Source organism: Micromonospora sp. KC721 (assembly GCF_004348355.1).
In the GTDB taxonomy this organism is placed as follows: domain Bacteria; phylum Actinomycetota; class Actinomycetes; order Mycobacteriales; family Micromonosporaceae; genus Micromonospora.
On the sequence record NZ_SMJY01000111.1, the window covers coordinates 1 to 20,302 of the forward strand.

20 protein-coding genes and 1 pseudogene are annotated in these 20,302 nt (G+C 70.6%); 10 read left to right on the top strand and 11 right to left on the bottom strand.

Going from position 1 to position 20,302, the window contains the following annotated elements; all coding sequences use genetic code 11:
- Window positions 1-177, top strand: a pseudogene (locus E1182_RS18845) (IS5/IS1182 family transposase); the annotation flags it as partial.
- A gap of 18 nt (window positions 178-195) precedes the next feature.
- Here the strand turns inward: E1182_RS18845 and E1182_RS18850 are convergent.
- Window positions 196-684: an SRPBCC family protein gene (locus E1182_RS18850; protein ID WP_132267079.1), complete on the bottom strand. Its 489-nt coding sequence runs from the start codon at window positions 682-684 to the stop codon at window positions 196-198.
- 87 nt (window positions 685-771) lie between these two features.
- On the opposite strand from E1182_RS18850, the gene E1182_RS18855 reads away from it, so the two are divergent.
- A complete protein-coding gene (locus E1182_RS18855; RefSeq protein WP_165942658.1) occupies window positions 772-1,371 on the top strand; it encodes a TetR/AcrR family transcriptional regulator in 600 nt (199 codons plus the stop codon).
- A 192-nt stretch (window positions 1,372-1,563) separates the two neighbouring features.
- The gene (locus tag E1182_RS18860) at window positions 1,564-2,007 is read left to right on the top strand and encodes a hypothetical protein (RefSeq protein WP_132267084.1); all 444 of its coding nucleotides are present in this window, start codon (window positions 1,564-1,566) and stop codon (window positions 2,005-2,007) included.
- Window positions 2,008-2,159: 152 nt separating this feature from the next.
- Here E1182_RS18860 and E1182_RS18865 read toward each other — a convergent pair whose 3' ends face one another.
- Window positions 2,160-2,393: a hypothetical protein gene (locus tag E1182_RS18865; RefSeq protein ID WP_132267086.1), complete on the bottom strand. Its 234-nt coding sequence runs from the start codon at window positions 2,391-2,393 to the stop codon at window positions 2,160-2,162.
- A gap of 148 nt (window positions 2,394-2,541) precedes the next feature.
- Between E1182_RS18865 and E1182_RS18870 the strand changes: the two genes are divergently transcribed.
- From E1182_RS18870 to E1182_RS18880, 3 genes are read left to right on the top strand one after another with little or no spacing between them, the layout of a single operon-like run.
- A complete protein-coding gene (locus E1182_RS18870; protein ID WP_132267088.1) occupies window positions 2,542-2,880 on the top strand; it encodes a PadR family transcriptional regulator in 339 nt (112 codons plus the stop codon).
- A complete protein-coding gene (locus E1182_RS18875) occupies window positions 2,877-3,701 on the top strand; it encodes an ATP-binding cassette domain-containing protein (RefSeq protein ID WP_132267090.1) in 825 nt (274 codons plus the stop codon). The genes E1182_RS18870 and E1182_RS18875 overlap by 4 nt, the downstream gene beginning before the upstream one ends.
- Window positions 3,698-4,381, top strand: a complete 684-nt coding sequence (locus E1182_RS18880; protein ID WP_132267092.1) for a hypothetical protein — start codon at window positions 3,698-3,700, stop codon at window positions 4,379-4,381. The genes E1182_RS18875 and E1182_RS18880 overlap by 4 nt, the downstream gene beginning before the upstream one ends.
- A 49-nt stretch (window positions 4,382-4,430) precedes the next feature.
- On the opposite strand, the gene E1182_RS18885 is transcribed toward E1182_RS18880, so the two are convergent.
- Window positions 4,431-5,219 carry a hypothetical protein gene (locus E1182_RS18885; protein WP_132267094.1) on the bottom strand — a complete coding sequence of 263 codons (789 nt, stop codon included), beginning with the start codon at window positions 5,217-5,219 and terminating at the stop codon, window positions 4,431-4,433.
- A gap of 417 nt (window positions 5,220-5,636) precedes the next feature.
- Here E1182_RS18885 and E1182_RS18890 point away from each other — a divergent pair, with 417 nt between their 5' ends.
- Together E1182_RS18890 and E1182_RS18895 are read left to right on the top strand one after the other, a co-directional pair.
- Window positions 5,637-8,210, top strand: a complete 2,574-nt coding sequence (locus tag E1182_RS18890) for a tetratricopeptide repeat protein (protein WP_132267096.1) — start codon at window positions 5,637-5,639, stop codon at window positions 8,208-8,210.
- A 121-nt stretch (window positions 8,211-8,331) separates the two neighbouring features.
- Window positions 8,332-9,585: an exo-alpha-sialidase gene (locus tag E1182_RS18895; protein ID WP_207921443.1), complete on the top strand. Its 1,254-nt coding sequence runs from the start codon at window positions 8,332-8,334 to the stop codon at window positions 9,583-9,585.
- A gap of 99 nt (window positions 9,586-9,684) precedes the next feature.
- On the opposite strand, the gene E1182_RS18900 is transcribed toward E1182_RS18895, so the two are convergent.
- From E1182_RS18900 to E1182_RS18930, 7 genes are all read right to left on the bottom strand, one after another.
- On the bottom strand, window positions 9,685-11,049 hold the full coding sequence (locus tag E1182_RS18900; protein WP_132267114.1) for an alkaline phosphatase family protein: 1,365 nt from the start codon (window positions 11,047-11,049) through the stop codon (window positions 9,685-9,687).
- A gap of 8 nt (window positions 11,050-11,057) precedes the next feature.
- The gene (gene eboE, locus E1182_RS18905) at window positions 11,058-12,209 is read right to left on the bottom strand and encodes a metabolite traffic protein EboE (protein ID WP_132267100.1); all 1,152 of its coding nucleotides are present in this window, start codon (window positions 12,207-12,209) and stop codon (window positions 11,058-11,060) included.
- Window positions 12,210-12,233: 24 nt separating this feature from the next.
- Entirely contained in the window at window positions 12,234-13,103 is an 870-nt protein-coding gene (locus tag E1182_RS18910; protein WP_132267102.1) for a sugar phosphate isomerase/epimerase, read from the bottom strand.
- Complete coding sequence (locus E1182_RS18915; RefSeq protein ID WP_132267104.1) at window positions 13,100-13,963, bottom strand: SCO3242 family prenyltransferase; 864 nt, start codon at window positions 13,961-13,963, stop codon at window positions 13,100-13,102. Before E1182_RS18915 ends, E1182_RS18910 begins: the two co-directional genes overlap by 4 nt.
- Window positions 13,963-15,108 carry an inositol-3-phosphate synthase gene (locus tag E1182_RS18920; RefSeq protein WP_132267106.1) on the bottom strand — a complete coding sequence of 382 codons (1,146 nt, stop codon included), beginning with the start codon at window positions 15,106-15,108 and terminating at the stop codon, window positions 13,963-13,965. The genes E1182_RS18915 and E1182_RS18920 overlap by 1 nt, the downstream gene beginning before the upstream one ends.
- A 574-nt stretch (window positions 15,109-15,682) precedes the next feature.
- Window positions 15,683-16,483, bottom strand: a complete 801-nt coding sequence (locus E1182_RS18925; RefSeq protein WP_132267108.1) for a hypothetical protein — start codon at window positions 16,481-16,483, stop codon at window positions 15,683-15,685.
- Window positions 16,483-17,061: a SigE family RNA polymerase sigma factor gene (locus tag E1182_RS18930; RefSeq protein WP_132267110.1), complete on the bottom strand. Its 579-nt coding sequence runs from the start codon at window positions 17,059-17,061 to the stop codon at window positions 16,483-16,485. The genes E1182_RS18925 and E1182_RS18930 overlap by 1 nt, the downstream gene beginning before the upstream one ends.
- Window positions 17,062-17,628: 567 nt before the next feature.
- On the opposite strand from E1182_RS18930, the gene E1182_RS18935 reads away from it, so the two are divergent.
- Window positions 17,629-17,808 carry a hypothetical protein gene (locus tag E1182_RS18935; protein ID WP_207921444.1) on the top strand — a complete coding sequence of 60 codons (180 nt, stop codon included), beginning with the start codon at window positions 17,629-17,631 and terminating at the stop codon, window positions 17,806-17,808.
- A gap of 134 nt (window positions 17,809-17,942) precedes the next feature.
- Here E1182_RS18935 and E1182_RS18940 read toward each other — a convergent pair whose 3' ends face one another.
- The gene (locus E1182_RS18940; RefSeq protein ID WP_243706303.1) at window positions 17,943-18,914 is read right to left on the bottom strand and encodes an amidohydrolase; all 972 of its coding nucleotides are present in this window, start codon (window positions 18,912-18,914) and stop codon (window positions 17,943-17,945) included.
- Between the two features lie 228 nt (window positions 18,915-19,142).
- On the opposite strand from E1182_RS18940, the gene E1182_RS18945 reads away from it, so the two are divergent.
- Window positions 19,143-20,255 (top strand): ricin-type beta-trefoil lectin domain protein, encoded by a 1,113-nt coding sequence (locus E1182_RS18945; RefSeq protein ID WP_132267112.1) that lies wholly within the window; start codon window positions 19,143-19,145, stop codon window positions 20,253-20,255.
- Window positions 20,256-20,302 lie beyond the last annotated feature (47 nt).

Genomic DNA, 20,302 nt, shown 5'->3' on the forward strand with positions numbered 1-20,302 from the left:
GGATCCAAGGGCGGACGCCCGCCAGCCTTCGACCCGCACATCTACCAGCAACGTCACGCCGTCGAGTGCGGCATCAACCGACTCAAACGCAACCGGGCCGTGGCCACGCGCTTCGACAAGCTGGCCGTCCGGTACGAGGCCACGATCCACCTCGCGGCCATCAACGAGTGGCTGTGACCGACTTCGACACACGCCCTAGTCGCGGGCGTGAGCTGTGCGCTCGCATTCCCGTTTGATCCGGGAGAGGGTTGTTCTCATGCCGGCGCGTAGGCGTGACTCGAAGCGGGGGACGGATCGCCAGAACAGTCGCTCCAGACGCAGGGCGATCCGGCTGACGCCGTCGGGGGTCTCGCGCCGGATCGCCAGGCGTGACGTGCCCGAGGAGACCGGCTCGACGCGGTACGACCAGACGGTTCTGTTCTCCCGAATCTTGATGGCGAACTCGACGCCGGGGTCGAAGCGCACCACCTGAGCGTGTGTTGTCCACAGGAGAAGGCCGCCCCGGTTGAGGTTACGCATGCGGGTTCCGACACCGACCGGCCCCTGGGTCGTCACCCGTGTCCGCAACACCTGTGGACTCCATCGGCTCATGGCCCTCGGGTCGGCGACACGTCTCCAGACATCGTCGGGGTCGGCGTCGATCAGCGCGTCTTCCTCGATCACGGGGGAGGCGTTCGGCGTCATCGGGTTCCTCACGAGGGGATGTCGGGGTGGGGTGGCACCCAAACTCGCATCTGGTTGACCGATTGGTCAAGAGGTAGGTTGGGGTCCATGCCCGAAACGGTTTCGGCGGCGATCGACGCCGCCGCCCTGCGTGCCCTGCCGACGCGAGACCGCCTCGTCGCCGTCGCCGGCGACCTCCTCCAGTTGCGGGGATACGCCGGTATCGGGGTGGCGGAGATCCTTCAGCGCAGCGGTGCCAACAAGGGCTCGCTCTACTTTCACTTTCCCGGCGGCAAGGAGGAACTCGTTGCCTGCGCGCTGCGGGTACGCGCAGCTGCGGTCAGTGACCTTATCGCGACGGTGATCGTCGATGCCCCCGACGCCGCCGCCGCGGTGCGGTCGTTCGCGTCCGTGCTGGCGGCACGGCTGGACGACTCGGATTTTCAGCGCGGATGCGCGCTCGCGAGCTCGACCCTCGACGCGGGCCCGGAGCACACCCAGGTGTACGACGCGGTGAGGCAGGGGTACGGCCGGTGGGTGGCGCAACTTGCCGAGCTGATCGAGCGGGACGCGGTCGCGGACGACCCCGAGGCGGAGGCGTGCATGGTGCTCGCCGCCCTCGAAGGCGCTCTCCTGCTGGCCCGGGCTCGGCGGGATCCCCTCCTGGTGGCCTCCGTGGCGGAGAGGGTCACCCGCCACTGGCCCTAGCTGACGGCCTTTCTTCGACGGTGCGAGGCCACGGGTCGCGCCCGGGTTGTCGGTTAGGCATTTATTTCGACATACGGCCCGAACCGGAGAAAGCGCAAGATTTCCTCAAGTCGATTGACTATTCATTGACCGTGGTCCGTCCGCGCTGCAGAGTCTGTCGCAAGTAGACGGTACCGAAAGGGGGAATCTTTAGTGTTCAAAATTCGCTCGGTCGTGATGGGGTTGGTCCTGGCTCTCGGCCTCGTGACCGGATTCGCATCCCCGGCATCCGCCGGGAAGCTGTATTGGAAGACCGGCAAGGCTGTGTCGCACTCGAAGGTGTTCGACGGTGCGAACAGCAAGAACATAATCTGTTACGGAAACGGTGAGATCGCGGCGACGATGTGTATCCGGCTCGACCGGAGGACCATGTACGTCAGAAGCGACAAGGCCGACGGTTACTTCAAGCTCGGAAGCTGGAAGGGTAGCGGCAACCAGTACGTGTGCCAGAACAACAAGGGAAACAAGAAGGGGAACGGCACCTGGGTGGCATGCCACTGGAAGTGGCCGAAGAAGAAGTGCTACACCACTCGGACCGGGCACGGACAGGCTGACTGGTACATCCTCAGCCGCGCCAGCAGCTTGTATTGCTACTAGCTGGCCGTCGGGGCGGATATGGGGAGGGCGTTTACCTGGACGCTCTCCCCTCACCGCCGTCTGGCGACGGTCCGGTACGGCGGCTGTCAACCGCAGGGCCTACGGTGAACACGTCAGCAGTGCGGTGATCGGAAACGCCGCCGAGGCGCGAGCTACCTGCAGTCGTTCACCTGCTTGACGATCCGATTGAACGTGCCGACGGCGGTGTCGACGCCGGAGCGGATCTGGTCGAACGCCTTGTTGAACGGCTCGCCGTACTCGGTGTCGTTGGTTGTTGGCCGCACGGCTCGCGCCCTTCGTCGCAGCGCTGTCCCGATCTGCTCGAATTCGATCACCACGGCACCGGGGACATTGACGATGACGGCGTGGACGTCCTGGTACGCCATCGAGTGGGCGAGCGTGTTCCGCGGGTCGCTGACAGCGCGGCCGTGATGGATGCGGATGGGACACCGTCCCCAGCTAACTTGTTGTGCTATCTAGATGGCGGCGCTAGATTGTTGCCGTGATCTGTCCAGCGGGTCCGGGTGGCCCAGGATGAACCAGGAACGGCGGGCGCAGTGGCTGCGCGGGGTGCTCGATCTCTGCGTGCTCGCGCTCCTGAGTCGGGGTGAGTCCTACGGCTACGAGCTGTCCCAGGCGCTGCGGACCTACGGGTTGGGCACCGTGCAGGGCGGCACCCTGTACCCGGTGCTGCTGCGGTTGCAGCGTGCCGGCCTGCTCACCGCCCACTGGCGGGAGGGTGAGACGGGCCCTGCCCGGAAGTACTACCGGATCAGCCCGGCCGGCAGCGCGGCGCTGCACGCGGCCGTCATCGACTGGAGCGCCTTCACGGCGAGCGTGGGCGCGATACTGAGCGAGGAGCCGAAGCGGTGAAGGACAACGCCTGGCTCGCCGCCCTCACCGGCGAGCTGCGCCGGCACGGGGTGGGGCCCGACCTGACCGGCCACGTCGTCGCCGAGGCGGCCACCCATCTGGCGGAGAGCGGTGAGTCGCCCCTGCGGGTCTTCGGCCCGCCGGAGGTGTACGCCCGGGCGGTCGCTGACAGCCTCGGCGGCCCCGACGTGCGCCCACCGCGTCGCCACCCCGGCCCGGTGCGGCTCGCGGCCCGGAGTATCACGAAGCGCTATCGGGGACAGACCGTTCTGGACCGCGTCGACCTGACCGTACGGGCGGGGCAGATCGCGGCGGTGGTCGGGGCCAACGGTGCCGGCAAGAGCACCTTCCTGCGGATCTGCGCCGGCCTGCTGAGCCCGGACGCCGGCACCGTCCAGGTGCACGGCGCACTCGGCTACTGCCCCCAGGACGGCGGCACGGCCGAGTTCCTCGACCCCGATGAGCATTTCGTGCTGATCGGCGCGGGCCGGGGCCTGGACCGGGCGGCGGCCCGTCGGGCCGGCCGCGCGGGAGCCGCCGCGCTGGACTGGACACCCCCGCGCACCCAGGCGCGGCACCTCTCCGGCGGCACCCGGCAGAAGCTCAACCTGGTGCTGGCCCGGCTCGGGGAACCGGACGTGCTGCTGCTGGACGAGCCGTACCAGGGCTTCGATCGGGGCACCTACCTCGACTTCTGGCACGAGGTGTGGCGCTGGCGCGACGCCGGCAAGGCCATCGTGGTCGTCACCCACCTGCTCAACCAGCTCGACCGTGTCGACATCGTGCTCGACCTGACCGCCTCCCGGGAGCGCACCGCATGACCAGGATCCTCGTGGTGGCCGAGAGCGCCCTGCGTGAACTACTGCGTCGCCGTACCGTGTTGATCATCCTCCTGTTGTTTCCACTGGCCTTCTACCTGAGCCGGCGGGGCGACCACCTCGGCCAGTCGATTCGCTTCGTCTGTCTCGGCCTGGGCTGGGCGCTGAGCACCGCGGCGCTCTTCGCCGGCAGCGCGGCGCGCGGCATGGAACCCCGGCTGCGGCTCTCCGGCTACCGCAGCATGCACCTGGTGCTCGGGCGGCTGCTCGCCCTCTGGGCGGTCGGCGCCCTGCTCTGCGCGCCGTACTTCGTGCTCATCCTCGTCGACCAGCACGACGTCCGGTACGGTGCGATCGCCCTCATCATGGTGCTGACCGTGGCCGTGGCCGTTCCGTTCGGTCTGCTGCTGAGCGCGGTGCTGCCGCGCGAACTTGAGGGCACGCTGGTGCTGCTCACCGTGGTCGGCCTGCAGATGGTGATGGATCCGGCGAGTACGGCCACCCGAGCCCTGCCGTTCTGGTTCAGCCGGGAGATCGGCACGTACGCCGTCGACCACACCGACAGCGGCTATCTGACCCGCGGCCTGACCCAGGGGATCGCCGTCGCGGTCGTCCTCACCCTGTCGGTCGTGGTGGCCGCCGCGGTGCGGCTGCGCCAGCGCCGGCACCTGCGGATCGCGTAGTGGCCGTCGGGGGCGGCACCAGGGATGCCACCCCCGACGATTCGCTGGGTTACCAGGGCTCCGGCAGGTGGAGCAGGTTGCACCGTTTGGTTCCGCCCGTCGGCTGGTAGCAGGCGTTCGCCACCAGAGTGCCGCCCAGTTCGAAGTGGGCGAAGTGGTCCGCGCCACCGTTGGCGCACGTCGATCCGCTGACCTTCGTGACGCCGGCGCTGACGCTGGCCGAGGCGCAGCCCGCGCTGGTCACGGTCTTCTCCACGGTGTTTAGTGACGACCGCTGGTCGAGCGAGTTGTGCGAGCCGTAGCCGGTGAGCTTCACCCCGCTGCGGACGACCGAGTACTGGAACGCGTCCGGGGCGTAGTAGGACCAACTCGCGCCGGTGCCTGCGCTGCGCAGGTCCGCGTCGTCAGCAGAACCCGGGATGGTCAGGTAGTGGCCCTTGTCGGCGGTGGTGGTGCCGGGAGTCACCCGCTGGATGATCACCAACAGGCCTCCAGTCAGATTGGTTGCCATGAAGGGCGTACCGCTTCCGGCCCCGCATGCCTGCTTGTCGACGACGTAGGCCTGGTGTGAGGTCGAGTAGATGTGCACGCGGGCACACCGGTTGTCGTTGGCGGTGTCCATGATCGTGCCGAAGAGCGCCCGGGTGCCGAACGTGTCGCTGGCAGTCCCGATCAGCTCTACGCCCGGCAGCGTTCCGGCGACGTCGATCGTGTCGACGCCGCGGTAGTTCCACGAGCCCGACCAGCCGGTGCCGGAGGGCAGTGCCGCCTGTGCCGGCGAGGCGGTCAGCCCGGCACCGACCAGCATGGCGGCCAGCAGCGCGGCGAGGGCCGCCACCCTGCGTCGCGTGGGTCGGGGGGCTTTCGGCCTGGGCCCTCTCTCTCGGTCGCGCGGTACCGCCACGGGCCCTCGCGATGCCATGTGCCGTTTTTTCATGAGGTGCTCCTTCCCCGGTCTGTTGGGACGGGCCGAGCCCGCCCCGGAACGGTGGCACGCGCTCCGGCTGATCGGGCGCGGTACTGGACCCGGCTGGACGGCGCTGGACGCCGGGTGGGCGGAGCGAGCGCGTTCAGGGTTGGGCAGTCCGGCCTCAGCGGTCGGCCCGGTAATGCCATTGGCCGGGCGGCGGGCGTTGGGTAGGGTCCTGTGTGGACTGACGGATGTCGGTCGATCGCTGTCGATGCCCGAAGGGGATGATCTACCCTCCCGGGTGTCAACGCCCGAGCCGTCGGGCGGCCAGCACGTGGAGGCCGCATGTCCGAACAACGGGTACGTCACGACGCCCGACAGACGCTCCACCGGACGTCCGAGGAATCCCGTTCCACGCTCGCCGTGATCCGCGAGGCCGCCGAGGTGCGGACGGTGCGTGACCTGGCCGGGCTGCTGCGCCAGCTCCGGCGCCGTCACGCTCGGCAGCAGGGCGGAACCCCCCTGACGTACCGGCAGCTGGCGGTGAAGACCGGCTGGTCACGCGGGGTCATCGGGGAGTACTTCGCGGGCAACATCCTGCCCTCGACCGAGCGTTTCGACATCCTGACCGGGTTGCTCGGTGCCACCGGAGCCGAGCAAGGGGCGCTGGCCACCGCACGTGACCGGGTCGAGGAAGGTCGACGGCAGACGAATCCGACCGACGGCCACGGCCGAACCGAGGTCGCGCCGGCTCAGGCGAGCGGTGTGGCGGCAGGGGCAGTCAGGGCGTCGGATGCCGTGCCGCACCAGCTACCGCCGGCTCTGGGCAGCTTCGTCGGTCGCGCCGCGCAACTGGCCCAGCTCGACGCCGAGTGCGGCGGTGACATCGGGCTCCTCACCGCCGGGGCAGACGGTTCGGGTAAGCCAGCCGCGACGAGCGTGGTGCTCTCGGGCACCGCCGGGGTCGGTAAGACGACGCTGGCGGTGTACTGGGCGCACCGGGTCGCCGAGCGGTACCCGGACGGTCAGCTCTACGTCAACCTGCGGGGCTTCGACCCCACCGGCTCGATGATGACGCCCGCCGAGGCGGTACGGGGGTTCCTCGAGGCCCTCGGCGTACCGCCCGAACGCATCCCCACCTACCTGCCCGCGCAGGTAGGGCTGTACCGGAGCCTGCTCGCCGGCCGCCGGATGCTGGTGGTGCTGGACAACGCCCGCGACGTCGACCAGGTCCGCCCCCTGCTGCCCGGCAGCCCGGGCTGCCTGGCGTTGGTGACCAGCCGCAACCGCCTCGCCGGCCTGGTCGCCACCGAGGGGGCCCGACCGATCACCGTGGACCTGCTCACCGTCGGTGAGGCACGGCAGTTACTGGCCCGGCGCCTCGGTGCCGACCGGTTGACGGTCGAACCGTGGGCCGTGGACGAGATGATCGAGCGGTGCGCGCGGTTGCCGCTCGCGTTGGCCGTGGTCGCCGCCCGAGGGATGGCCCATCCCGCGTTTCCCCTGACCGCCCTCGCCGCCGAGCTGCGTGAGACGCAACGCCTCTTCGACGCGTTCGACAGCGGCGACGCCGGTACCGACGTGCAGGCGGTCTTCTCCTGGTCGTACCGGAGTCTCACCGCGCCGGCCGCGCGCCTGTTCCGGCTGCTCGGCTGCCATCCAGGGCCGGACATCGGGATTGCCGCCGCCGCCAGCCTGGCCGGGCTGCCCCGGGGCCAGGTGCACCGGCTGCTGGCTGAGCTGGCCAACGCGCACCTGGTCACCGAACACGCGCCGGGCCGGTTCGGCGCCCACGACCTGCTGCGCGGGTACGCGGCCGAGTTGGCCGAGAGCACCGACCCGCCCGAGACCCACCGCGCGGCGGTCCAGCGCGGCCTCGACCACTACCTGCACACGGCGCACACCGCCGCACTGCTGTTGCAACCCGGCTGGGATCCGGTCCCGCTGGACGCCGTCCACCACGGGGTGACACCCGAGGCGATCACCGACCACGACCACGCGCTGGCCTGGTTCACCACGGAGTACCGCGTTCTCCTGGCGGCGGTCGCCCATGCGGAGCGCAGCGGGTTCGAGGGGCATGCCTGGCGGCTGGCCCACACCCTGGTGGACTTCCTGCAACGCCGGGGCCACTGGTGCGACCTGGTCGCCTCGCAGGGGGCCGCCCTGGTCGCGGCGCAGCGGACGAACGACCCGTCCGGGCAGGCGAACGCCCACCGCGACCTCGCCCGTGTGCTGGCCCGGGTCGGCGAGCCGAAGGCGGCGGAGGACCACTACCGCGCGGCACTGAAGCTCTTCGGTGAACTTGACGACCTCACCGGGGAGGCGCGTACCCATCGGGCCTTCGGCGCGATGCTGGATCGGCTCGGTCGGCACACCGAGGTCCTGTACCACGTACAACGGGCCGCGGATCTGTATCGAGCCGCCGGCCACCTGTCAGGGGAGGCCAGCGCGCAGAACGGGATCGGCTGGGCGCACGCCCAACTCGGCCAGTACGGACCGGCGCTCGAGCGCTGCCGGCGGGCGCTCATGCTGTTGCGCCGAACCGACGACCGGCACGGCGAGGCGAACACCTGGGACAGCCTCGGTTTCATTCACGACCGTCTCGGCCGCCACCGCCGGGCGATCCGCTGCTACCACCGGGCGCTGAACCTGTTCATCCAGATCGGCGAACGGTACGACGAGGCAGAGACCCTGACCAGGCTCGGTGACAGCCGATACTCGTTGGGTGACCGGGCGGGCGCCGTGCGCACCTGGCAGCGGGCCCTGCGCATCCTCGACGACCTCGGCCACCCCGATGCCGAGCAGGTCCGCGGCCGGCTCGTCCGTACCGCCCGGCGCAGCCGACCCGAACGCGGGAACAGGGAAGTACCAGCACGGCGGCTGACGCTACGGCGCCGAAGCCTGGTGCCGAGGACCTGACATTCGTGACACGGTCCGTCCGACCGGGACGGGAACCCGGCCTTGTCCGGTTGTTTGATCATGATTCATGTCGACTGGCTACTGTCCCGCCCGACACATGTCGAAGGGTGAGGAGTACCCGTTGATCGCCAAACGAGTCGTAGCCCTGGGGCTGGCCTGCCTCACCACCGTCGCGGCCTCGGTCGCGGCACCGCACGACACCGCGTCGGCCGCCGTGGAGGATCCCGCCGGCTCGGCTGCCCAGTACCACGTCGGATTCCCGTTGTTCCGCAGCGCCAACATGCCCAACCCGGACCGGCTGGCGAGCGGTGTCGGGTTCCATTCCTTCCGCATCCCGGCGGTGGTGAAAACCAGCACCGGGCGACTGTTGGCCTTCGCCGAGGGTCGCCGCTACAACAATGCCGATTTCGGCGACATCAACCTCGTGTACAAGCGAACCGAGACCGCCACGAACCACGGTGCGGCGGCCGGTGACTGGGAGCCGCTCAAGGAGGTGGTCGGGTCGGGATCCGGCACCTGGGGCAACCCCACGCCGGTGGTCGACGGCGGCACCGTCTATCTCTTCATGTCCTGGAACGCCGGCGATCGCAGTCCGTCCGGGAACGACCTGCTACCGGACGGGTCGCGCACCAAGCCGATCGACTCCACCGAGGCCGGTCGGCGGCATCTCTACCTGAGCAGGAGCACCGACGACGGCGCCAGCTGGACGACCCCGGTGAAGATGACCGCCGACCTCACGCCGAGCGGTTGGGCCTGGGACGCGGTGGGCCCGGGCAACGGGATCAGGATGCGCTCCGGCGAACTGGTGGTGCCCGCGCGGGGCCGCAACATCATCGGCACCCTGCGTTCGGACGGGCAGCGGCAGTGGCGCTACCAACGGCTGAGCGAGACGAACAACGAGGGCACGATCGCCCAGACTCCCGACGACAACCTGTACCGCAACGACAGGCCCAACTCCGGCAGCTACCGGCGGGTCGCCCGGGGCACGCTGACCAGCTTCGGCTCGTTCGCCGACGACACCGGGCTGCCCGACCCGGAGTGCCAGGCCTCGGTCCTGGCGTACAACATCGACGCGCCGGCCCGGACCCTCTTCCTCAACTCCGCGTCCACCGGCAGCCGCCGCGCCATGCGCGTCCGGATCAGCTACGACGCCGACGCCCGGAGGTTCACCTACGGCCGTGAGTTCAGCGACGTGCCGATCTCCGGCGTCGGGGACGAGGGCGGCTACTCCAGCATGACGAAGACCGACGACTACAAGATCGGGGCCCTCGTGGAGACCGACTTCTACGAGCACGGCAGCGACCCCCGCTCGCACCGGGCGATCGTCTGGCGGCGGTTCAACCTGTCCTGGATCGTCAACGGGCCCAACAACTAGCGACCGGTGCCGGCTGCCTGGTACTCCGGGATGACGTGAGCGAACTATGGTCGACGTCAAGAAGTCAGTGCCCAGGGTCGCGGTCATGGGCGCCGGCGATCAGGTCGGGATGCCGGACAGTGCCAGTAGGAGATCCCGTACCTCGGTGGCGGCGACGGCCGACCGGGCGTGCGCCCGGTCGGAGCAAATGATCATCGGACCGTCGCGGGGGTCGTCGGGGAGCCGGCCGTGGGAGCCCCGGACCGCGCGGGCACCGGCGTCGAGACCCACGACATTCATCAGGTAGCGCATGCCGATCTTCTTCCGCAGCAGGGCCACGGCCGCCCGGGCCTTGGCCGCCTGCGGGTTCGCCGGGTCGAGGAACAGCTCGGCCGGGTCGTAGCCGGGCTTGCGGTGGATCTCCACCAGACGCGCGAAGTCGGGAGAACGGGCCTCGTCGAGCCAGTAGTAGTAGGTGAACCACGCCTCCCGTTCGGCGACCAGCACCAGCTCCCCGGCCCGTGGATGGTGCAGCCCGTGCGCGGCCTTGCCCTCCGTGTCGAGTACCTCGGCCACGCCGGCCACACCCGCGCAGATCTTCGCCACCGCCGGCACGTCGGCCGGCTCACGGACGTACACGTGGGCCACCTGGTGATCGGAGACCGCGAACGCGCGCGATGTCCACGGGTCCAGGTACTCCATGCCGGCCTGGGTGTAGACCCGCAGCAGACCCGCGGCCCGCAGCGCGCGGTTGATGTGCACCGGGCGCGACACCGGCGTGATGCCGTATTCGGAGAGCACCACGACCGTCGCGTCGCCCGCCGAGTCCAGCAGCGGCGCCATCACCCGGTCCAGCTCCGCGGCGGCGACGGCGGCCTGCGGCGCGTCGGGGCCGTGGCGCTGCAGGTCGTAGTCCAGGTGGGGGACATAGACGAGGGTGAGGTCGGGTCGGTGCGCCGTCCGGATCCGCTGCGCCGCCGCACAAATCCACGCCGACGACGCGACACCGGCGCCCGGCCCCCAGTAACTGAACAACGGGAAGGTGCCCAGCGCCGCGGTGAGGTCGTCGCGCAGCCCCGGTGGGTCGGTGTAGCAGTCGGGGTCCTTGCGCCCATCGGCGTGATAGACCGGCCGAGGGGTCACCGTCCAGTTGACGTCGGCGCCCATCGCGTACCACCAGCACACGTTGGCCACCGTGAACTCCGGCCGGTGCCGCCGCGCGGTGTGCCACACCTTCTCCCCGCCGACGAGCCCGTTGTGCTGCCGCCACAGGAACACCTCGCCGAGGTCGCGGAAGTACCAGCCGTTGCCGACCACCCCGTGCCCGGCCGGTGTCTCGCCGGTCAGGAAGGTCGACTGCACGGAGCACGTCACGGCGGGCAGCACCGTGCCCAGCGGGGCCTGCCAACCCGAGGCGGCCAGCGCGCGCAGCCGGGGCATGAATTCGAGCAGCCGCGGCGTGAGACCGACGACGTCCAGCACCATGACGGGCGTCACGACGGCAGCTCCTTCAGATCGAGGTCGGTCAGCCGGTCCCGGGCCCACGCCAGCTCGGCCGCGATCCCGGCGCTGAGCTGCGCTGGGCCGTCAGGCCGGGACCGCGGCGGCAGCACGTTCCAGGTGTACGTCTCGACGTCGAGGTGGTCGCAGGCGGCCTCCGCCCCACCGAGCAACTCGCGCAGCGCGTCGGTGAGCACACCCGTCGTCGCACGCAGCGGCGGCATCGGCGCGGCGTGCAACGGCACGTGGTAGTGCACCCGCCACGGGGAGGTCGGCGTCCCCCACGACAGCGCCTCGGGCAGGTCGTCAGCCGACCGGCCGTCGCGGCTCCGCGCCTGGTGCAGGAACCTCGGTTCGACGTAGCCGCGCAGGGCGTCGCCGTCCCGAACCGGATCGGCTGCCTCCAGCGCCGCCGACAGCTGTGTCTTGACCACGGGGAGCCCGGCCGAGCGCAGCCGAGCCAGCGCCGCCGCCGGCTCCTCCCACGCAACTGCCAGATGGGCCAGGTCCAGGCACACCCCCAGGTACCGGGTGTCCACGCCGGACAGCATGGCGGCGGCCTGCGCGGTGGTTTCGACCACGCATCCCGGCTCCGGCTCGACGGCGACCCGGATCAGGCGGCCGGTACGCCGCTCCAGCGCCGCCAACTCGACGGCCAGCATGGACAGGGATCGCCGGCACGCGTCAAAGCGCTCGGGTGTCCAGGGCTCGCGCCAGGCCAACGGCAACGTGGAGATCGATCCACGGGCCGCGTCGGCGGGCAGCACGTCGGCCAGGACGGTCGCCAGATCCAGTGTGTACCGCAGACGCTGCGGCTCCGTCCAGTCCGGCCGGTACACCGCGTACTTGACCACCGGCGCCTGGAACGCCGCGTACGGGAACCCGTTGAGCGTCACCACCTCGAGCTCGCGCGCGGCCAGCTCCCTCCGCAGCCGCCGCCGCGCGGCCCGGTCGGCGGCCAGCTCTGCCGCGGCCGGCGCCGCCAGCCACAGTCCGAGCCCCAGCACCGCGCTGCCGAGCCGGCGCCGGACCGGCAGGGCGTACGTGTCGAGTTGGGCGAGGATCCCGGTCAGGTCCTCGGCGGCGTGCACATTCGTGCAGTAGGACAGGTGCACCACGCTGCCGTCACGATGCCGCAGGCGCATCAGCCAGCACCCCCGGGACACCCGTCAGCCGTCATGCGGCACCCCTTGGAGGCCCACGGCGTGGGCCTCCGCCGTCCGTAGGAACGCCAGCGAGCGCCGCGCGACCTCCGGTGCCGCGTGGGAGTGCCGGGGCAACTCCACCGCGACCAACCCGCGGTATCCGCCGTCGGCCAGGGCGCGCAGCACCGGCGGGAAGTCGATCTCGCCGGCGCCGAATTCCAGGTGCTCGTGTACGCCTCGGCGCATGTCGTCGATCTGGACGTTCACCAGGTGTGTTGCCACGTCGGCCACGCACTCGGGTACGCCCACCGGCTCCAGGCACCGGCAGTGCCCGACGTCGAGGGTGAGTCCGAACGCGGCCGGCGCGCCCAGCTCGGCCCGCAGTCTTTTCCACCCGGCGATGTCCTCGACGAGCATGCCCGGCTCTGGTTCGAACCCGATCGGCACGCTCCGGTCGGCTGCCAGCGCGACGACCTCCGCAACGCCGTCGACCAGCCGCGCCCATGCGGTCGACTCGTCCACGTCGGCCGGCCGTACCCCCGCCCAGCAGGAGACCGCCTCGGCACCCAGGTCGGCACCGATCGTCACGGCCCGGCGGAGAAAGTCGATCCGGCGCGCGCGCTCGTCGTGCAGGAAGGTCGGCGCGTGCTTACGCCACGGGTCGAGCAGGAACCGTGCGCCGGTCTCGATGACCAGCCCGAGGCCCAGATCGCGCAGGAGGTCGGCCGTGTGGGTCACCTTCCGGGCCAGGGCGGGGCCGAACGGGTCGAGATGGGCGTGGTCCAGGGTCAGCGCGACCCCGGCGTAGCCGAGGTCGGCGATCACGGCGAGCGCGTCCGCCAGCCGGTGGTTGGTGAAGCCGTTGGTGCCGTAGCCGAACCGGAGCCCGTTCATGTCGGCGAGATCCACCGGGCCAGGGCCCGGCCCAGGGGAGCGGCGGCCGCGACGGCGAGACCGGCCCGGATCGCGCCGCTCCGGGCAGTCAGGGCGCCCTGCAGAGCCGGCAGCGCGGTGATGCCGGCGCCCACCGCGGCCCGCACCCGAGGCGGCGCTGGGTCGCCGAGCACTCCGGCCTGGGCCCGTCCGTACCGGCGGGCGTAGTCGACCGCCAGCAGCCTGGCCACCGACGCGGCAGCGCCGGCCGGGGCAGCAGCGTTCGGGCGGGCCACCGTCGCGGCCACCGCGGCGGTGGTGGCGAGCGTGGCGGCGGCGACGCCGGGCCGGGTGCCGCCCACCTCGCCCCGCGACAGCGCGGTGACGGTGTACGTGTGAACGCCGACGGTGAGAGCAGCCGGAATCGCCCGAACGATGCGGCCGGTGCTGGCCCCGTGCAGCACGTCGAGTGTCCGGCAGGCAGCCATCGCCAGCGGACCAGCCACGGTGTTCTTGGCCCACAGGTCGTACGCCCACACGGCGGCGGCGAGCGGGCCGGCCACGGCCAGTGCGCGCCGACCCCCGACGGCCCCGGAGATCGCAAGCCCGACGGCGGTGAGGCCGGCCGCCACGCCGAGTGCGACGGGGGCGGGTACCTGTCCGGACGGGATCGGTCGCTCAGGCCGCTCGACCGCGTCGAGTGCGCGGTCGGCCCAGTCGTTGGCCGCCATGCCCGCCCAGTACAGGCAGACCGACGCGCTGGCCAGGCCGCCGGTTCGCCGGTCGAGCACGCCCGTGGCGGCGGCACCGGCCACCACGTCGCCGGGCACCGACAGCGCGGCCGGCGCACGGACGAGGTCGGCCAGCGCGCCAGGTCTCATCACTGCTCCGCCATGGACAACTCGGTGGCGAGCATGGTGAGCATGGCCCACTGCTCGCCCAGCGCGGACGGCGCGGCACCCAGCGGGTCCTTGAAGAAGAAGGCAAGCTCGGGCAGCGGCCCGCGGCGGCCGGCCCGGTGCGCGGCGGCGGTGAGCCGCGCGAGGTCGAGCACCAGCGGTGCGGCGAGCGCGGAGTCGCAGCCGTGCCAGGTGAACTCGACGCGCATGCCGGTGCCGAGAAAGCCAGCGAACGTGATCAGGTCCCAGGCCGTCTTGAAGTCGCCGATCCCCTCGACGTGGTCGATGCGGCTGGTGCCCTGCGGCTGGTAGCCGAGCACGTCGCGGAGCACCCGCTGTTTGCTGGCCACCTTGGCGGCGTTGGGGCCCGGGTCCGCGAGGTTCGCACCGTCGCCGCCGCCGAGCAGGTTGATGCCCGACCAGGTGAGCACGTGGAGGTTGCGAAGCGCGAACATCGGGGCGAGGACCGACTTGACCAGCGTCTCGCCGGTCTTGCCGTCGTTGCCGGCGTACGGTACACCCATCTCCCGTGAGAGCTCGTCCAACGCCGGCAGGCGGGCCCCGGCAGATGGCGTGAAGTCGACGTACGCGCAGCCGGCGGTGAACGCGGCATACGCGGCGAGCGCGCTGGGCGGCAGCACGGGCTCAGGCGTCGCCAGGGCGGACCGCAGGGCGGCCAGGCTGCCGTGCGCCGGGTGCGGCGCGGGTGCCGGCTCAGTGGTGGACACATTGATGACCACGACGTGGGCGAGTTCGTGCTGTCGCCGGAACGCGGCCAGGTCGTCGGCGATGAGCGTGGCCGTGTCGGCCTGGGTCGGGCCATCGGGCAGCGGACGCAGGTCGTCCTCCTGGGCGGCGAGCTGGTCGGCGAGCGCGGCCACGAGCCGGGCCGGCACCACACCGGCCGCCGCCAGCGCCTCGGCTTTCTTGACCACGGGGGTGGCGACGATGTCATGGCCGCCGATGACGAGGTCGGACCAGCGAGGCAGCCCGGCCGCCCGCAACCCGGGCAGTTCGGTGACGCATCCGGTCGACTCGACCAGCCGTGCCCGAAGCGCCAGTGCGCCGACCGTGGCGGTGACCGCGACCGATCCGCGCGCGCCGATCAGCCAGATGCCCGTTCGCATGGCCCCCCCTTTCCGATGCTCTGTGGACGATCTGGACGCGCCGGAGCCGCGGGCCGACTGGCGGGTTGCGCCTGGGCGCCGAAGGTGTACGTGGGTGCCGGTCAGGCCCTCATGCCGTCAGCCGCGACGGGCAGCCAGGTTCGCCAGGCGGTAACGCAGCGTCACGTCCGATGCGTTCTGATCTCGTCGCTTGCTTCATTCAGGATGCGCCAAAAAATCATTAGAAGTCAATATGACGCTGTTGGGATCGGTTCCATAACCATTTTGCGGGAAGTTCTTCCAGCAGTGCCCGTTCGGTCGATGCGAGAAGTGCGGACGGAGGGCTTCTACCAGCTCCAGAGGTCCGGTGTCGCCCGTTGCCGCCGGGTCGCTTACCCGACCCTGGAATCCGATGTCCGGCCGAGTCTGATGCGGGTCCGCAGCTGCCCTGCACAAGCAGGACCAGGCGGGAAACCCGATGCGGCCCGCGACACCATGATTCGAGGACGGGAAACGGTCGACAGGAGGGACTACGGTACGTAGGGATTATGGGCTGGGGCTGCCGTCCCTGCCGGTGTGGTTGCGCAGCGAGAAGTCAGAAGCCGCCGTTCACTTCGGCTCGGGTACCGCCGAGGGCGGTCGCGCTGGCCTCGTAGCTGTCGCGGCTCGGGTCCCTGCCGCCCGTCGCGTGGCCGTACTGCACCGCGAACATGTGATCGGCGGGCACCAGGCGTACTCCCGGTTTCAGGGTGAACGTGTAGACCAGCGCGTCCGGCTGCTGCTCCACGCTGATCACCAGTTTGTCGGCCCCTACCGTGCTCCAGGCTCCGGTGCTGGTCACGTCCGTGGTGCGTGCGATCCGTACGTGTAGCTGGAGCGCCGTGACGGCCTCGCTGTTCCTCAGGGTCACGTTGCTCTGCGCCCAGTTGTCGATGCTGTGCGGGTCGACGGCACTGCTGGACCACAGGAAGCCCTGCTGGACGGAGGCCCTGCCTGGGGACGCCCCCGGGGAACGAGGCGGCTGAGCAGCGGACGACGGACGGCCGGTAGCGCCACGGTCCGGCACCGCCCCGGCAGCGGTGCTCGCGGCAGGCGTGGCGGAGGGGGACGAGGCCGCGGTCGGGGTGGGGGAGACCGTGACCGAGGCCGCGGGCACGGGTTCCCGAGGTGTTTCGTCGCGGACAGCGGCCCAGGTCGCGGCGACGCTGAGCCCGAGCACCGTGGCCACGGTCGCCGCCATTCCGGCGACCGCGGCGGTGCGCCGAGGGGTGGAGCGGGGCGCGCTGGACCGGTCAGCCGCCTGGCCGCGCTGGATCCGGGCCAGCATGGCCACGCGGTCCGGCTGGTGAGCGGCCGCGGCCGCGCGAAGCGCGGAGCGGATGGGATCCGACGACATCAGCTCCCCCTTCCCGACGGGCCGGGCGGAACGATGGCCCGCGAAGCGGGAGCCAGCCACGGCGTGCCGTCACCCGCCGATGCCGGCGGGCCGCCGAGTAACCGGGTCAACTGGGCCGCCCCGCGCGACGTCTGGCTCTTCACGGTACCTACGGAGATGCCGAGCGTACGCGCCGTCTCCCGCTCGGACAGGTCGAACGCGTACCGCAACACCACGCACGCCCGACGCCGGTACGGCAGCCGGCGAAGCGCCTCACGCACGTCGACGACCACGGGCACGTCCACGTCCTGCGTCCGGTCCCGCCACAGCAGGCCCACGCCGAGCAGGCCGCGCCGTTCCCGGGACAGCCTGCGGATCCGGTTGCGGGCCAGGTTGGCGAGCACGCCACGGGCGTACGCGATCGGGCTGTCGGCGGCAGCGACACGGTCCCAGTGCCGCCATACCTCCAGCAGCGCGTCGGCGGCGAGGTCGTCGGCCACCTCCGGCTCGCCGGTGACGAGGTACGCCAGACGGGCCAGATCGGCGTGGTGCGACTCGAAGAAGGAGTGGAAGGCGTCGTCGCGCCCGCCGGCCCTCACCAGCGTGGTGGATGCTGACGGTTCACGCGCTGAGGCCGTGCGCGGGAGGGCCGGCTGTCGGCGCGAGTTGTCGCGGCCAACCGGTTCGCTGCTCGTCGCGGATGCGCGTGCGCTGTGACACCGCGTTGCCTGTCATGGGACTGATTTATAGTCCCAGGCCGTTGCTCCTGTCCAGTCTGCGCTCCTTATGCTCGGCAGCGAACATCCTCACCTGTGGTGATGGGTGTGTGGCGCAGCGGGAACGACTTGATAGCTTTCGATACATGGGATCTCCTAGCTACGTTCCGTAGTCAGATCGGAGCGGTGGCCTGCCCGGGGTCGGCGCCCGCGTGCCCGTCAGTGAACGGCGGCTTCTGAAATTTCCCGGTGTGGCGGGCAACCTTTCCGCTCCTTTGGACCACTCACGGTCGGACGGGCTGGAACGGCTGAGGGAGAGCGCCGACATGACCCCCTTGTACCTGCGCCGCCGGTGGTGCCCCGTGCTCGCGACCGCCGTCTGGGCGGCCGTGTTCGCGGCCTTTGCCGGTTGCGCCGCCAGCGGTCTGGCAGGACTGCTACGAGGGCCGGATGACCTGGCTCAACACGGTGGAGCGCGGATCTCCGTACAAGGCCGGGGCTGCCTGGGTTCGTATGGGCGTCCACTTCTCCGGGCGCTGGCACACCGACGCCGCCAACGGACACGTCACCCGCGTGAAGGGCTACCTGGACCAGGGGATCTGCAGGACGCGCACCTTCCAGCAGCCCTGATCGTCAAATCAGCGGAAGGTCGAGTCACCCGCCGGTGCGGTGGGCCTTCCTGCCCGCCTGCGCGGCCAAAGGCGCGCAGTTTCTCAGCTCGAGGCGAGCTTCGCCGGCGCGGGCACAACCTTTCCGCCGCACGGCTATGGCAGGTCGAGCTGATAGGCGCGCACGGCGGTGCCACCAAACACCTGATCCTGCTCCGGCCGGGTCAGCCCAGATGTCAGCTCCTCGGCAGCGGCGACCACCTTGGCGTAGGACCCGGCGAGCAGACACACCGGCCAATCCGAGCCAAACATCACGCGCCCGGCGCCGAACGCCTCCAGTGCCGTCTCCGCGTAGGGGCGCAGCCCCGGCACGGTCCACGAACGCCAGTCCGCCTCGGTGACCATGCCGGACAACTTGCAGTAGACATTCGGTTCCGCCGCCAGCTCACGCAGCCGGGTGGCCCACGGCTCAAGTTCGCCCGTGGCGATCAACGGCTTGGACAGGTGGTCCAGGACAAAGGTGACCTCGGGTAGCGCCCGCACCGTGTCGATGGCGGAGGGTAGCTGATGGGCAAGCGTGAGCAGGTCGTAGCAGAGCCCCGCGTGACCCACCGCGCGCAGCCCACGGCGAACTTCTGCCCGGTTCAGCCAAGCGGGATCCGCTTCGGCCTGGACGAGGTGCCGGAGACCGACGAGGCGCTCGCCGCCGGGTCCGGCCCGCAACGCCGCGAGCGTGTCGCGGATACCGTCGGCCGTCAGGTCGACCCAGCCGACCACGCCCGCCACCAGGTTGCTGCCGGCCGCCAGGGCAAGAAACTCCGCGGTCTCGTCCATGTCGGCGAGCACCTGCACCAGGACGGTGTGGTCGATTCCGGCCTCGGCGACGGACTCCGCCAGATCGTCCAGAGTGAACGACCGATGAATCGGGGCCATCCGCGTTTCTCCGAGCCACTGCTGCGCCCGGCGGTCGAGGTCCCACACGTGGTGGTGCGCGTCAATCCTGAGCATTGGCACTCCCCACCCAGAGACATCCGATTCGTGCCCGCGAGCGGGCGACAGGCGCCGGCCGCCGGCCGGGTCGGTAAAGCCCTCGGCACGCCGACGAACGTCGATCGCTCCGTGTGCCACCGGATCCTAACCACGGGATCGGATGTCCGAAAGGTCTTGCGGCTGGGCGCAAGGGAGCGATCGCCGGGACCCCGAGGAGTCACCTGGGTGAACCCATGACCTCCCTGGACAGGAGATAGATCGAGGGCTATAACTCAATTCCATGACACGAAACGCTTCGTCCACATTCCGGTCACAGTCCGTGAGTGAGCGTCGCGATCGAAGGGCCGATTGGCCGGGAAGGCACACATGAAAACGAAGCTGAGGTGGCTGGCCGCCCTGACCACCCTCACCGCCGCGCTCGCGTTGGGCGCGGTGACCGGATCCGACGTCGCCAGCGCCGAATCCAACGGTGGTACCCGGGTCATGCCGCTCGGTGACTCCATCACCGAGGGCACTCAGGTGCCCGGGGGGTACCGGATCGGCCTGTGGCGACGTGTCACCAACGACAGGTACACGGTGGACTTCGTCGGATCGCAGTTCAACGGACCCGGAAACCTGGGCGACCACGACCATGAAGGCCACCCTGGGTGGCGCATCGACCAGATCGACGCGCGCATCAACGGCTGGCTCAGCACCTACCAGCCGCGCACCGTACTGCTGCACATCGGCACGAATGACGTGCTGCAGAACTACGACCTGCCCGGGGCGCCGAGGCGACTGTCCACACTGATCGACCGCATCACCAACACGGTCCCCGGCGCCGACGTGTTCGTCGCCCAGATCATCCCGCTGGCCAATGCCGGCCAGAACAACGCGGCCCGCACGTTCAACGCGGCGATACCCGGGATCGTCCGGGACAAGGTCGCGGCCGGCAAGCGTGTCCACCTGGTCGACATGCACAGCGCGCTCACCACGGCGGACCTCATCGACGGCGTCCACCCCACCGCCGGGGGCTACGACAAGATGGCGGCCACCTGGTACGCCGCCCTGCGGTCGGTGGCGGGCAGCATCGGCAGTCCCGGTGGCCAGCCGAGCGTGGGGATCGTCGGTGGTGGCTCGGGCCGGTGCCTGGATGTTCCGGGGCAGAGCACCACCAACGGCACCCAACTGCAGCTGTGGGACTGCTGGGGTGGGTCGAACCAGCGGTGGACCTACACCTCGAGTAAGCAGCTGGTGGTGTACGGGAACAAGTGTCTGGACGCGTCCGGTCGCGGAACCAGCAACGGCACCGCGGTGATCATTTGGGACTGTAGTGGTCAGGCGAACCAGCAGTGGAACGTGAACGCGAACGGGACCATCACCGGGGTGCAGTCGGGGTTGTGTCTAAGTGCGTCCGCGGGCGGAACGGCGAACGGTACGAAGATCGTCCTCTGGTCGTGCAGCGGCAGCGCGAACCAGCAGTGGAGCCTGCGCACCTGACGGGAGCCCCTGCCGTCGCCCGGGCTGGCAGCGGGCGGCCGCGGCGG